Origin of the sequence: Pseudomonas sp. R62 (genome assembly GCF_000257605.1) — a bacterium.
Taxonomy (GTDB): domain Bacteria; phylum Pseudomonadota; class Gammaproteobacteria; order Pseudomonadales; family Pseudomonadaceae; genus Aquipseudomonas; species Aquipseudomonas atacamensis.
This window is the reverse complement of the sequence record NZ_JH635999.1, coordinates 2,027,340-2,041,194: the sequence shown is the minus strand read 5'-3', so window position 1 is coordinate 2,041,194 and position 13,855 is coordinate 2,027,340. Positions and strand designations below refer to the sequence as shown.

Genomic DNA, 13,855 nt, shown 5'->3' with positions numbered 1-13,855 from the left:
TTCAGACGCGCGATCGGATCGCCGAGCGGGAAGTGGCTCCAGTCATCGGCAGGGCGGTATTTTGATGGGTCGTCGGAGGTCGAGTGCGGGCCGGCGCGGTAGGTGACCCATTCGATCATGGTCGGGCCGAGGTTGCGCCGGGCGCGTTCGGCAGCCCAGGCGGAAGCAGCGTATACCGCGTAGAAATCGTTGCCATCGACCCGCAGCGAGGCGATGCCGCAACCGACACCGCGTCCGGCGAAAGTCGTGGCTTCACCGCCGGCGATGGCCTGGAAGGTGGAAATCGCCCACTGGTTATTCACGACATTGAGGATCACCGGCGCGCGATAAACGTGAGCGAAGGTGAGGGCGGTGTGGAAGTCCGATTCGGCGGTGGCGCCATCGCCGATCCATGCCGAGGCGATTTTCGTATCGCCCTTGATCGCCGAGGCCATGCCCCAGCCGACGCCCTGAATGAATTGGGTGGCGAGGTTGCCGGAAATGGTGAAGAAGCCAGCGTCCTTGACCGAGTACATGATCGGCAACTGGCGGCCCTTGAGCGGATCGCGCTCGTTGGACAGCAACTGGCAGATCAGGTCCACCAGCGGCACATCGCGGGCCATAAGAATGCTTTGCTGGCGGTAGGTCGGGAAGCACATGTCATCGATGTTCAGCGCCAACGCCTGGGCGCTGCCGATGGCTTCTTCGCCAAGGCTCTGCATGTAGAACGACATCTTTTTCTGCCGCTGGGCGACGACCATGCGGTTGTCGTAGATGCGCGTCTTGAGCATCGCGCGCATGCCTTTGCGCAGGATCTCGACCGGCACGTTTTCGGCCCACGGGCCGAGGGCGTTGCCCTGATCGTCGAGCACGCGAATAAGGCCACGGGCGAGGTCGGCGGTGTCGGCAGGTTCAACATCGACAGGAGGTTTGCGCACCGTACCGGCATCGGTCAGATGCAGGTAGGAAAAATCGGTTTTGCAGCCGGGACGGCCCGAGGGTTCAGGGACGTGCAGGCGCAGCGGTTCATACGCTTGGGTCATGGCTTCTACGCTCGATCTTGTGAATTTCTTGTAGTGAGCTGGCAGTCATTCCGGGATGAGGAAATCTTGTCCTACAACAATCATAGGCGTGGCCAAGAAGAATATTTCTCTGTGTTTCGTTGCGCTGGCGACCATTTGCAGATAGAAATTCTGCATAAACATAAAAAACAGGTGGTTTTGTCTCATGCGCAAACTGGACCGTACCGACATCGGCATTCTCAACAGCCTTCAGGAGAACGCGCGCATCACCAACGCCGACCTCGCTCGCTCGGTGAACCTGTCGCCGACGCCGTGCTTCAACCGGGTCAAGGCCATGGAAGAATTGGGCTTGATTCGCGAGCAGGTCACGCTGCTGGATGCCGATCTGCTGGGGCTGCACGTAAACGTGTTCATTCACGTCAGCCTGGAAAAACAGGTAGAGGAGGCGTTGCAGCATTTCGAGGAAGCGATTTCTGATCGGCCCGAGGTGATGGAGTGCTACTTGATGGCGGGTGATCCGGATTATCTGATTCGCGTGCTGGTGCCGAGCATTCAGTCGCTGGAACGGTTCATGATGGATTTTCTGACCAAGGTGCCGGGTGTGGCGAATATTCGCTCCAGCTTTGCGCTCAAGCAGGTGCGCTACAAGACCGCATTGCCGTTGCCGGCCAATGGGTTGACGTTGGGCAATTGATACGACTGACCTGCAGACGCCGATCGTTCCCACGCTCCGCGTGGGAATGCCGCCAGGGACGCTCCGCGTTCCGCCTCAAGAAGTGACGCAGAGCGTCACGGGATGCATTCCCACGCGGAGCGTGGGAACGATCAACGATCAGACTTAGGGCGCCTGACTAGGGGTCAGAGTTTGTTCAGCGGAATCTTCAGGTACACCACGCCATTGTCCTCAGGCGCAGGCAGATTCCCAGCCCGCACGTTCACCTGAATCGCCGGCAGCAGCAACGTCGGCATGCCTAACCCAGCGTCACGTGTCGTGCGCATCTCGACGAACGCCGCTTCATCGATCCCGTCATGCACATGAATATTGCTTTTGCGCTGTTCGCCGACAGTGGTCTGACACTGTGAGGCGCGGCCTTCGGGCGGGTAATCGTGGCAGACGTAAAGCTTCACGCTGGCTGGAAACGCCAGCAGCTTCTGGATCGACTTGAACAATTGTTGCGCATTGCCGCCAGGGAAATCACAGCGCGCGGTGCCAACGTCGGGCATGAACAGCGTGTCACCCACCAGGATCTGCTCGCCGTCGATCAGGTACGCCATGTCCGCTGGCGTATGGCCGGGGACGTGCAGCGCGGTAGCCTTGAGGTTGCCGATCATGAACGACTCGTTCGGCGCGAACAGATGATCGAACTGCGAGCCATCGACGCAAAATTCCGGCTCCAGATTGAACAGCGCCTTGAACACATTCTGCACTTTGCTGATCGATTCACCGATGGCGATCTTACCGCCCAGTTCCCGACGCAGGTACGGCGCGGCGGAGAGGTGATCGGCGTGGGCGTGGGTTTCCAGCAGCCATTGCACTTGCAGCCGGTGCGCACGCACGAAAGCGATGATCTTGTCCGCCTGCGCCGTGCCGGTGCGCCCGGCAGCGCCATCGTAGTCAAGCACCGGGTCGACGATCGCGCACTGGCCGCCGTCGGCTTCATAGACCACGTAGCTGTAGGTCGAGGAGGCGGGGTCGAGGAACGCTTCAATCAGGGCGGGCATGGCAGAAACCTGTGCTGAGGAATTTCGAGTTGCAACAGTTTATGTAAAAACATAATGTTCGCAGCTTAAGTGACCTTCAAGGCCTCGTGCAAATGCAATCCAGTCTGACCGAATGTGAAGTCGCCCAACTGCGCGCCTCGGCGTCCAAAGCCTGCGCCTTGCTCAAAGCCTTGGCCAATGAGGATCGCCTGTTGATCCTCTGTCAACTGACCCAGGGCGAACGCAACGTCGGCGAGCTGGAAAAAATGACCGGCGTACGCCAGCCGACGCTGTCCCAACAACTGGGCATCTTGCGCGATGAAGGCCTGGTCGCGACCCGCCGCGAAGGCAAATACATTTTCTACGGCCTGGCCAGTCACGAAGTGATCCAGGTGATGAAAACCCTGTCGGGGCTGTATTGCGGAGCGGTACTCAAGAGCTGGGAACAGCCATAAATGCCAGCCCTAACACTTACTTACCCTGTGGGAGCTGGCTTGCCAGCGATGAGGACTTATCAGCCAATATTTATGTGACTGACACACCGCTTTCGCTGGCAAGCCAGCTCCCACAGGTTCTTTGGTTTGACCCGAACAAATCCTTGCGTGCAGCAAAAGGAACAAGCAATGAACGATCAACACTGGGGCCCATCCATCAGTGCGGACATCGTGGTCATCGGCGGTGGCACGGCCGGCATCGGTTTTGTCGCCAGCCTGCTCAAGCGTGACCCGCAGCTCAAAGTCACCGTGATCGAACCGAGTTCACAGCACTACTATCAACCGGCGTGGACGCTGGTCGGCGGTGGTGCGTTTGATGTGAAAGACACCGTCAGGCCGATGAGCAAAGTCATGCCGCGTCAGGCGACGTGGATTCAGGCCAGTGTCAGCGCCATCGACCCGCAAAGCCGCCAACTCACCCTCGACGACCAGCGCACCGTCAGCTATCAGAACCTGATCGTCTGCCCCGGCCTGCGCCTGGCCTGGGAGAAAATCGAAGGCTTGCAGGAAAGCCTCGGCCAGCACGGCGTCACCTCCAACTACAGCTATCAGCACGCCCAGTACACCTGGGATCAAGTGCAGAAACTGCGCGACGGCCGGGCGCTGTTCACCCAGCCGGCGATGCCGATCAAATGTGCCGGCGCGCCGCAGAAGGCCCTGTATCTGTCTTGCGATTACTGGCGCAAATCCGCCGTGCTGAAAGACATCAATGTCGAATTCAACCTCGCTGGCGCTGCGCTGTTTGGCGTGCCGACCTTCGTTTCGCCGTTGATGAAGTACATCGAACAGTACGACGCGCAACTGGCGTTCAACTCGAATCTGGTCAAGGTCGACGGCCCGGCAAAAACCGCGTGGTTTGAAGTCAAGGACGCCGACGGCAATGTCAGCCGGGTCGCGAAAACCTTCGATCTGCTGCACGTCGTGCCGCCACAAGTCGCGCCGGATTTCATCGCCCAGAGTCCGCTGGCCGATGCCGGCGGTTGGTGCGAGGTCGATCCGCACAGCCTGCAGCATCTGCGCTATCCCGAGGTGTTCGCACTGGGCGATATCTGCGGCACCAGCAACGCGAAAACCGCCGCAGCGGTGCGCAAGCAGGTTGTCGTCGTTGCGCAGAACCTGCTGGCCGCGCGCAAACAACAGCCGTTGCCGCTCAAGTACGACGGCTACGGCTCGTGCCCGCTGACGGTGGAGAAGGGCAAGGTGATCCTCGCCGAGTTCGGCTATGGCGGCAAACTGCTGCCGACTTTCCCGCTGGACCCGACCGTGGCCCGCCGTTCGGCGTGGTGGCTGAAGGCGACGCTGCTGCCGTGGTTCTACTGGCACGGCATGCTCAAGGGCCGCGAGTGGCTGACGCGTCTGTCCAGGGTCGACTGAGAAAACCCCTATGTTGCTGGCAAGTCTGTTTGGCGTGGTGATGGGGTTGGTCCTCGGCCTGACCGGCGCAGGCGGCGGGATTCTCGCGGTGCCGGCGCTGGTGCTCGGGCTCGGCTGGACGATGACGCAAGCGGCGCCGGTGGCCTTGTTTGCGGTCGGCAGCGCGGCGGCGGTCGGGGCGATCGATGGTTTGCGCCATGGCCTGGTGCGTTACCGCGCGGCGCTGTTGATCGCGGCACTGGGCGCGGTGTTTTCGCCGCTGGGGATCTACTTCGCACATCAGTTGCCGGAAAAGATTCTGATGATGCTGTTCAGCCTGCTGATGGTCCTGGTCGCCTGGCGGATGTTCAGAAAGGAGCGTCAGCAAGCCGGGCCGAGCGATCACGGCCATGCCAGTTGGGGGCAGAAAAACTGCATGCTCAACGAGCAGACCGGGCGCTTCGACTGGACCGCCAAATGCACCGCCACTCTGGCTGCACTGGGAGCGGTTACTGGCGTGGTTTCGGGATTACTTGGCGTCGGCGGCGGCTTTCTGATCGTGCCGGCGTTCAAGCAACTGACCGATGTGCAGATGCGCGGCATCGTTGCGACGTCGTTGATGGTGATCAGCTTGATTTCCGCGATCGGCGTGATCGGCGCGTTTCATGCGGGGGTGCGTATCGACAGCCAGGGTGGGGCGTTCATTGTCGCCAGCATCGTTGGCATGCTCATCGGTCGCAGGCTGTGCGCGCAGGTGCCGGCGCGGGCGTTGCAGGTGGGGTTTGCCAGTGTCTGTCTGGTGGTCGCGGGGTACATGTTGTTGCGGGCGTGAAGAGCAAAAGATCGCAGCCTCCTTGCACGAGGCTGCGATCTTTTCAGACGGTTACAACACCAGGTGCGGCAGCCACAGCGAAATCGCCGGAACGTAGGTCACCAGCAGCAGCACCAGGAACAGCACGCCATAGAACGGCAGCAGCGCTTTTACGGTGCTTTCGATACTGACCTTGCCCACCGCCGAGCCGACGAAGAGCACCGCGCCCACCGGCGGTGTTATCAATCCGATCCCCAGGTTCACCAGCATGATCATGCCGAACTGCACCGGATCGACGCCAATACCCATGATCACTGGCATCAGGATCGGCGTGAGGATCAGGATCAGCGGCGCCATGTCCATCACCGTGCCAAGCAACAGCAACATCACGTTGATGCACATCAGGATCACGTAGCGGTTGTCCGACAGGGTCAGGAACAGCGTGGTGATTTTCGCCGGGATCTGCATCAGCGTCATGATGTAGCCGAAGCTGGCGGCGAAACCGATCAGGATCATCACGATGGAGATCGTGCGCACCGTGCGATGCATCAGCTTGGGCAGCTCGCTCCATTTGTAGTCGCGGTAGATGAACATGGTCACGAAGAATGACCAAAGCACGGCGATGGCCGCCGATTCAGTGGCGGTGAAAATACCCGAGAGAATGCCGCCGAGGATGATCACCATCGCCATCATGCCCCACAGGGCTTCGCCGACGATCTTCAGCGCCTGGCGCATCGGAATCACTTCGCCCTTGGGGTAGTTGCGCTTTTTCGCGAAGATCAGGCACAACACCATCAGGCAGGCGCTCATCAGCAGGCCCGGGACGATGCCGGCCATGAACAGCGAAGCGATCGAAACAGTACCGCCGGCGGCCAGCGAGTAGAGCACTGAGTTATGACTTGGCGGGGTCAGCAGGGCTTGCACCGAACCGCTGACGGTCACAGCGGTGGAGAAGTCGCGCGGATAGCCCTTGCGTTCCATTTCCGGGATCAGTACCGAACCCACCGACGCGGTGTCGGCCACTGACGAACCGGAGATCGCACCGAAGAAGGTCGAGGCGACGATGTTGACCAGTGACAGGCCACCACGGACGAAACCTACCAGCACCCCGGCACACGCCACTAACCGCCGGGACATGCCGCCCTCGGCCATGATCGCGCCGGCCAGGACGAAGAACGGAATGGCCAGCAGCGAGAATTTGTTCACCCCCGAGGCGACCTGGATCATCACCGCCTGGAATGGAATGTCGATCCACCAAGCGCCGATCAGCGCAGCGGCGCCCAACGCGTAGGCGACCGGCATGCCGATCAGGATCAATACGATAAAACTGCCCAGCAGAATCAGAGCGTCCATTAAACGGCACCTTCACTTTCTTCAACCAGGTCGAACTGCACGACCCGACGTTTGCTCTGGTCACCGAGCAAGAGTTTTTCCACGACAAAAATCAGCGTCAGCAAGCCGCCCAGGGGGATCGGCAGATAGGTCACGCCAACCCGCAGATCGGGCAGGGCGGCCATGAACTGGTTCCAGGTGGACATGCACAGCTTGGTGCCCCAGATGGTCATGAAGATGCAGATTGCCGCCATCAGCAGTTGCGAAAAAATCGCTGCTGCGGATTTCAGCTGCGGTGGCATGCGGTCGGTGAGCATGGCCACGGCCATGTGCGCACCGGCGCGGTAACTGGCGGCGGCGCCGATGAAGGTGAACACCATCATCAGCAGGATCGCCGTTGGCTCAGGCCAGCTCGAACCGGTGCCGAGCACGTAGCGGGCGAACACGCCCCAGGGAATCATCAGGGAAATCGCCAGGACGGAAAGGCCGGCGACCCAGATGCACGTCATGTAGATCTTGTCGTTGATACGCAGCAGCAGATTCTTCATCGGGTTCCACCGTAACCGGGCGCGCCTGAACCGCTGGCGCGCCGGGCCTTTTTCATGAGTACGGAGCGGGAGGCGTTACTGAACGGCTTCGATCTTTTTGATCAGATCGGCATAAGGCGCGCCGTATTTTTCGCGAACCGAGGCCGTAGCGTCGTAGAAAGGTTTCTTGTCAACGGTGATGAACTCGACACCGGCAGCCTTGAGTTTTTCCTCGCTGGCAGCGGACTTCTTGTCCCACAGCACGCGCTCTTCAGCCTGGGCAGCCTTGGCGGCTTTCTTGACCATTTCCTGCTGATCCGGGGTGAGTTTTTCCCAGGTGATTTTCGACATCACGATTGGCTCTGGCAGGATCAGGTGACCGGTCAGGCTGTAGAACTTGGCGTTCTGGAAGTGGTTGTGTTCGAGCAGGGTCGGCGGGTTGTTCTCCGCACCGTCGATCACGCCGGTCTGCAGGGCACTGAAGATTTCCCCGGTATCCATGGCGATGCCGTTACCGCCCATGGCGTTCATCATGTCGATGAACATCGGGTTGCCTTGTACGCGGATCTTCATGCCCTTGAGGTCTTCGAGCTTGCGCACCGGTTTCTTGGTGTAGATGTTGCGCGTGCCGCCGTCCATCCAGGCCAGGGCCACCAGGCCGAATTCAGAGTTGGTGATTTTGCCGAGGATCTCGTCGCCCACCGGTCCGTCGATGACGTTACGCATGTGTTGCTGATCGCGGAAGATGAACGGCATGTTGAACACGTTCACATCCGGCACCACGGGGCCGACGATCCCCAGGCTGACGCGGGACAACTGCACTGCGCCGACCTGCATCTGCTCGATGACTTCCTTTTCCGATCCCAGCACACCGCCCGGGAAATACTGGAAAGTCAGTTCGCCGTTGGTTTCCTTGGTCAGGGCCTTGCCCATGTTTTCTTCAGCCACCACGGTTGGATAACCGGCGGGGTGAATGTCGGCAAATTTGAGTTTCATTTCCGCCTGAGCGGCACCGGCAAAGGTGAACATCAGCGGGAGTGCAGCGGCGAGCAAGGTGCGTTTGAAGTTCATGGGGGGTGAGTCTCCAGTCTTGTTATTTTTGTGTTCAAGGCGCAGCGGTGCAGCAGAGGGTCTAAAGCAAATCGTTGAATTGCGGTTCGGCGAGGCCTTTGACGCCTGGCTTCAGGGCGAACACGCCGCCGGCCAGCGATTGCGGGTCGTGGTCATCGCCGGGGCGAATCGAGGCGACAAACAAGGTGTCCAGGTTGCTGCCGCCGAAAGCGCACATGGTCGGTTTCTTCACCGGTACTTCCAGCGAGAAATCCAGTCGGCCGTCCGGGGCGAAGCGGTGGATCAGGCCGGCGTCGTTGGCGCAGATCCAGTAGCAGCCTTCGGCATCCACGGCGGCGCCATCGGGGCGGCCGGGGAAATGATTCATGTCGACGAAGATTCGGCGATTCGATGGCGTGCCGGTCTCGGTGTCGTAATCGAAGGCCCAGATCAGTTGCACATCGGGGTGCGAATCCGACAGGTACATGGTCTTGCCGTCAGGGCTGAAAGCGAGGCCGTTGGGCACGATGAAGCCATCCAGCTGCGCTTCGACCACGCCCGTCTGCCCGGCGCCGTAGCGATAGAGCCGGCCTTCAGGCGCGTTCAGGCCCATGTTCAGCACCATGCTGCCGGCCCAGAAACGCCCTTGGCGATCGCAGCGACCGTCGTTGAGGCGCATGTCGGCGCGGCTGTGCTCGACGGTGGCGAGCAATTCGCTGTCGAGGCTGCCGTCGCTGTGCGGGTGCAGGCGAAAGAAGCCGCTTTCCATACCGGCGACCCAGCCACCACTGCGGTGGCGGGTGATGCAGGCGAGCATTTCCGGGGCCTTCCACGAGGCGACGTGCCCGGTGTCAGCGCTCCAGCGTTGCAGCCCGCCGTTAGGAATATCGACCCAGTACAGGGCGTTTTCCTGCGGCACCCAGACCGGGCTTTCACCGACCGCGTTGCGGGCGTCGACGATCAATTCGGCTTGCATACTCATTCCCATGGTTTTTATTGGAGGGGATCAAGTCGAACGGTCAGTCGCCGAACGGGCCTGCTGCGACGAAAGCGCCGCCCTGATAGATCCGCGCCGGATCATCGTCGGCTGGCATCGGTTGCGCTTCGACCTTGTCGCGGAACACTTCCGAGGTGTCCTTGGCTTCGAAACCGAGGTGGCTGGCGTAGCGGTTGTCCCACCAGACATCTTTGTTGGCGGACATGCCGTAGACCACGGTGTGGCCGACGTTTGGTGTGTACAGCGAGCGTTCGAGCAGTTGCGTGAGATCGTCGAAGCTCAGCCAGGTGTGCATCATCCGGCGGTTCTGCGGTTCGGGGAACGAGGAGCCGATGCGGATGCTGACGGTTTCGATGCCGTAGCGATCGAAGTAGAAACTGGCCATGTCTTCGCCGTAGGACTTGGACAAGCCGTAGTAACCATCGGGACGACGCGCCGAAGTGGCGTCGAGCTGTTGGTCCTGTTTGTAGAAACCGATGACGTGGTTGGAGCTGGCGAAGATCACCCGCTTCACACCGTGCTTGCGCGCCGCTTCGTAAATGTGGAACACGCCGCAGATGTTGGCACCGAGGATTTCTTCGAACGGGCGCTCGACCGAGACGCCGCCGAAATGCAGGATCGCATCGACCCCTTCGACCAGTTGATGCACGGCTTGCTTGTCGGCGAGGTCGCAGAGCACGACTTCTTCGTGGTCATCGACGGCCGGGGCGAGGGCGGCGATGTCGGACAGGCGCAGCACGTTGGCGTAAGGGCGCAGGCGTTCGCGCAGCACTTTGCCCAGGCCGCCGGCGGCACCGGTCAGCAGCAGGCGGTTGAATGGAGCGCGGGGGGTAGAAGTAGACGTCATGGCAATCCCTGAACACATTGTTATTAGGTTTGTTGTAGGTTGTCGTATGACTGCGCTGAAGTATCGGTAGGGTTTCCGGATCTTGTCAACGCGACTTTTGGTGTAGATGACGGAAGGGCGCGCCCAGTCCTGAGTCTGCAGAATCCTTTAGTTGGCAATGCAGTCTCCTGTGGGAGCGAGCTTGCTCGCGAAAGCGCTGCGTCATTAAAAGATGAGTCGTCTGACCCGACGCATTCGCGAGCAAGCTCGCTCCCACAGGGAATATCGGTGTGGAAACTCGCTTTACAACAACGAAATCGGATAGCTGATAAAGATCCGGTTCTCGTCAAATTCGTTGGTGCTGAAGTCCCGGCGAATGGTCGCGTTGCGCCATTTCACGTTGAGGTTCTTCAGCGGGCCGCTCTGCACGGTGTAGGCCAGCTCTGATTCGCGGCCCCATTCCTTGCCGTCATTGGTGGTGGCGGTGTGCACGTTATCGCCGCTGATGTAGCGGTTCATCAGGGTCAGGCCAGGCACGCCCAGCGCAACGAAGTTGTAGTCGTGACGCACCTGCCAGGAGCGCTCTTTGGCGTTGTCATAACTGGCGTTGTAACTGTCGTTGGCCAGTGTGCCGCCGCTGGTGCCGTTGACGCGCATCCAGGCATCGTCGCCGGTGAGTTTCTGCAGGCCGACGTAGAAAGTGTTGCCGCCGTACTTGGCCGAGAGCAGGGCGAACGCGGTCTTGTTGTCGAGGTCGCCGGCCTGAGCGCTGCCGTCTTCCTTGCCGGTGAAGAAACCGAGGTTGGCGCCCAGCGTCCAGTCGCCCATCGGCTGGCTGTGGCTGAGGTTGAAATACTGCTGCTGGTAGATGTCGGTGAGCTCGGCGTACCACACGCCGACCATCGTGCGCTTTTCGTTGAAGCTGTATTCGCCGCCGCCGAAGTTGAAGCGATCGGAGGTGAACGCACCGCGGCCGTTCATCGACATGTCTTCCATGCTCGCGTCGTTGCGCGGGCTGTTGCCACGAAACTGGCCGCCGTAAACGGTCAGGCCGTTGATCTCGGTGGACGTGATCTGGCCACCGCGAAAGGTCTGCGGCAGGGAGCGGCCATCGTCGGAACGCAGGATCGGCAGCACTGGCATCCATTCACCGACTTTCAGTTCGGTCTTCGAGACTTTGGCTTTCAGCGCCACGCCGAGGCGACCGAAATTGTCGGCCGGGCGACCGTCATCATGAATCGGCAACAACTGCGTACCGCCAGTGCCTTTGCCGCCATCGAGCTTTTGCGAATACAGCCCGAGCACATCGAGGCCGAAGCCGACGGTGCCTTGGGTGAAGCCGGATTTGGCGTCGAGAATGAAGCTCTGCGTCCACTCTTCGGCCTTGCCCTGCGGATAGGCCGGGTTGACGAAGTTGCGGTTGAAGTAGGCGTTGCGCAGGTTCAGCGTGGCTTTGCTGTCGTCGAGAAAGCCCTCGGCATCGGCGCTCATCGGCAAGGCCAGAGCGAGGCTGCTGCAACCGATCAGGCTCAGGGTCGAACGCGGTTTGAAATGGGCAAAACGTGAAGGGCGGACGGAATTGCGGGCGAGTGGGCTCACTGTGACGCTCCCTGGATCGTTTGTTGTTTTTATTATTTGTCATACGTCGTCGTACAACATCGATGCGGATATTTCCCAGATTTTCGGGGATTGTCAACTGGAAGTTATACGATGACCTCCCATTCGACGCCGAACCCATGTGGGAGCGAGCCTGCACGCGAATGCGGACTTTCAATCAATGAAGTTGTCGACTGACACAGCGCTTTAGCGAGCAGGCTCGCTCCCACAGGGTTCCTTGGTGTCTGTCGAGTCGTGTATTGCCCGTCAAATTGCGGCAAACTTCCTCCACCCCCAGCACCAGGCCGATTCATGGATAAATACGCCCCGCGCAACTGGCAACCCCACGAAAAGCCCAGCCTGCCCGGTTCTCCGTCGACACCGCTGCACTCCACGCCCAAGCGCCTGGCGTACGCGGCGGTTGGCGTGCTGGTGGCGGTGACCGGTGGGTTGGGCAACTCGCTGGTGGTTGCCAACCTGCCTTACCTGCAAGGCTCGCTCGGCGCGACCACGGCGGAGATGGCCTGGCTGCCGGCGGCGTATGTGATGACCAACGTGTCGATGAACCTGCTGCTGGTGAAGTTTCGCCAGCAGTTCGGCTTGCGCGCGTTCACAGAAGTGTTCCTTGTGTTGTACGCGCTGGTGACCTTCGGCCATTTGTTCGTCAACGATCTCAACTCGGCAGTGGCGGTGCGAGCGGCGCACGGCATGGTCGGTGCGGCGCTGAGCTCGCTGGGTCTGTATTACATGGTCCAGGCATTCCCGGCGAAATGGCGGCTCAAAGCGTTGGTACTCGGCCTCGGCACGTCGCAGTTGGCGTTACCGCTGGCGCGGCTGTTTTCCGAAGACCTGTTGCAGATCGCCGAATGGCGCGGTTTGTACTTGTTCGAATTGGGCATGGCCCTGCTGTCACTCGGCTGTGTGTTGCTGCTGAAGTTGCCGCCCGGTGACCGCTTCAAGACCTTTGAAAAACTCGATTTCCTCACCTTCGCCATCCTCGCCACGGGTGTGGCGTTGTTGTGCGCGGTGCTGTCGCTGGGGCGGATCGACTGGTGGCTGGAGGCAGACTGGATCGGCGTGGCGCTGGCCTGTTCGATCGCGCTGATCATCATGGGCCTGGCCATCGAGCATAACCGCAGCAACCCGATGCTGATGACCCGCTGGCTGGGCAGCGGAACGATGATCCGCCTCGCGCTGGCGGTGACCCTGATTCGCATGGTCACCTCGGAGCAATCCACCGGCGCGGTCGGTTTCATGCAGAACCTCAACATGGGCTATGAGCAATTGCACAGTCTGTACGTGGTGATGCTGATCGGCAGCATCGCCGGGCTTGCCACCAGCGCGTTGACCATCGATCCCAAACACCTGCTGATGCCGTTGATCATTTCCTTGGCGCTGATGGCCACCGGTTCGGTGATGGACAGCTTCTCGAACAACCTGACCCGTCCCGCCAACATGTATTTCAGCCAGTTTCTACTGGCGTTCGGCAGTACGTTTTTTCTCGGCCCGACCATGGTCTTCGGCACGCGTAACGTGCTGACCAATCCGCGCAACCTGGTGAGTTTTTCCGTGCTGTTCGGGATCTGCAATAACCTCGGCGGACTGCTCGGCGCGGCGTTGCTTGGCACTTTTCAGATCGTGCGGGAGAAGTACCATTCCAGCCACATCGTCGATCATCTGGTGATGTCCGATCCCTTGGTGGCTGCGCGAGTGCAGAGCGGCGGCTCGGCGTTCGGCGGTTTGCTCGCCGACCCGAGCTTGCGCAATCTGGCCGGCATGCGCAGCCTCGCCAATGCGGCGACACGCGAAGCGAACGTGCTGGCCTATAACGATGTCTTCATGCTGATTGCGGTCATTGCCGTCCTGACCATGATCTGGCTTTCGATTCGCGCGTTGTGGCTGATGAGCACCACCAAAGCCATTGAGCCGACACCTTCCGTACCACCCAGCGGTGCCACTTCTTCATGACCGAACCGACCACCACAACTACCAACGCCATCGCCGCCACGCCTGAAGGGGAGGCGCCGCCATCGTCACCGAATACCGCGCCGCGTTCGCTGCGGGTGCGGATCATCTCTTCGCTGGGCTTTGCCGCAATCGCCATCGTCGGCGTGCTGATCGTGCTGTATGCGTGGCAACTGCCGCCATTCAGCAGTGCGGTCGAAAC

Annotated in this window: 13 protein-coding genes and 1 pseudogene; 6 read left to right on the top strand and 8 right to left on the bottom strand. The window is 60.4% G+C overall.

Annotated elements, in window-relative coordinates; translation table 11 throughout:
• On the bottom strand, positions 1 to 1,022 hold a 1,022-nt coding region (locus tag OQK_RS27005), incomplete at its 3' end, for a 3-methyl-2-oxobutanoate dehydrogenase (2-methylpropanoyl-transferring) subunit alpha (protein ID WP_016775198.1).
• A 184-nt stretch (positions 1,023 to 1,206) separates the two neighbouring features.
• Here OQK_RS27005 and bkdR point away from each other — a divergent pair.
• A complete protein-coding gene (bkdR, locus tag OQK_RS27000; RefSeq protein ID WP_016775196.1) occupies positions 1,207 to 1,695 on the top strand; it encodes a Bkd operon transcriptional regulator BkdR in 489 nt (162 codons plus the stop codon).
• A 164-nt stretch (positions 1,696 to 1,859) separates the two neighbouring features.
• Here bkdR and OQK_RS26995 read toward each other — a convergent pair whose 3' ends face one another.
• Positions 1,860 to 2,723, bottom strand: a complete 864-nt coding sequence (locus OQK_RS26995) for an MBL fold metallo-hydrolase (protein ID WP_016775195.1) — start codon at positions 2,721 to 2,723, stop codon at positions 1,860 to 1,862.
• Positions 2,724 to 2,815: 92 nt separating this feature from the next.
• Here OQK_RS26995 and OQK_RS26990 point away from each other — a divergent pair, with 92 nt between their 5' ends.
• The 3 genes from OQK_RS26990 (at position 2,816) to OQK_RS26980 (ending at position 5,381) form a co-directional block, all read left to right on the top strand.
• Positions 2,816 to 3,157: an ArsR/SmtB family transcription factor gene (locus tag OQK_RS26990; RefSeq protein ID WP_016775194.1), complete on the top strand. Its 342-nt coding sequence runs from the start codon at positions 2,816 to 2,818 to the stop codon at positions 3,155 to 3,157.
• Positions 3,158 to 3,325: 168 nt separating this feature from the next.
• The gene (locus OQK_RS26985; RefSeq protein WP_016775193.1) at positions 3,326 to 4,570 is read left to right on the top strand and encodes an NAD(P)/FAD-dependent oxidoreductase; all 1,245 of its coding nucleotides are present in this window, start codon (positions 3,326 to 3,328) and stop codon (positions 4,568 to 4,570) included.
• 10 nt (positions 4,571 to 4,580) lie between these two features.
• Positions 4,581 to 5,381: a sulfite exporter TauE/SafE family protein gene (locus OQK_RS26980; protein ID WP_016775192.1), complete on the top strand. Its 801-nt coding sequence runs from the start codon at positions 4,581 to 4,583 to the stop codon at positions 5,379 to 5,381.
• 51 nt (positions 5,382 to 5,432) lie between these two features.
• On the opposite strand, the gene OQK_RS26975 is transcribed toward OQK_RS26980, so the two are convergent.
• The 6 genes from OQK_RS26975 to OQK_RS26950 form a co-directional block, all read right to left on the bottom strand.
• A complete protein-coding gene (locus tag OQK_RS26975; RefSeq protein WP_016775191.1) occupies positions 5,433 to 6,713 on the bottom strand; it encodes a TRAP transporter large permease in 1,281 nt (426 codons plus the stop codon).
• On the bottom strand, positions 6,713 to 7,240 hold the full coding sequence (locus OQK_RS26970; protein WP_016775190.1) for a TRAP transporter small permease: 528 nt from the start codon (positions 7,238 to 7,240) through the stop codon (positions 6,713 to 6,715). Before OQK_RS26970 ends, OQK_RS26975 begins: the two co-directional genes overlap by 1 nt.
• A 75-nt stretch (positions 7,241 to 7,315) precedes the next feature.
• A complete protein-coding gene (locus OQK_RS26965) occupies positions 7,316 to 8,290 on the bottom strand; it encodes a TRAP transporter substrate-binding protein (protein ID WP_016775188.1) in 975 nt (324 codons plus the stop codon).
• Positions 8,291 to 8,351: 61 nt separating this feature from the next.
• A complete protein-coding gene (locus tag OQK_RS26960) occupies positions 8,352 to 9,245 on the bottom strand; it encodes an SMP-30/gluconolactonase/LRE family protein (RefSeq protein ID WP_016775187.1) in 894 nt (297 codons plus the stop codon).
• 43 nt (positions 9,246 to 9,288) lie between these two features.
• Entirely contained in the window at positions 9,289 to 10,113 is an 825-nt protein-coding gene (locus OQK_RS26955; protein WP_016775186.1) for an NAD-dependent epimerase/dehydratase family protein, read from the bottom strand.
• A gap of 282 nt (positions 10,114 to 10,395) precedes the next feature.
• A complete protein-coding gene (locus OQK_RS26950) occupies positions 10,396 to 11,691 on the bottom strand; it encodes an OprD family porin (protein ID WP_016775185.1) in 1,296 nt (431 codons plus the stop codon).
• A 309-nt stretch (positions 11,692 to 12,000) separates the two neighbouring features.
• Between OQK_RS26950 and OQK_RS26945 the strand changes: the two genes are divergently transcribed.
• Positions 12,001 to 13,656 carry an MFS transporter gene (locus OQK_RS26945; RefSeq protein WP_016775184.1) on the top strand — a complete coding sequence of 552 codons (1,656 nt, stop codon included), beginning with the start codon at positions 12,001 to 12,003 and terminating at the stop codon, positions 13,654 to 13,656.
• Positions 13,653 to 13,855: pseudogene (locus OQK_RS26940) on the top strand (HlyD family secretion protein); the annotation flags it as partial. The gene OQK_RS26945 and the pseudogene OQK_RS26940, both read left to right, overlap by 4 nt.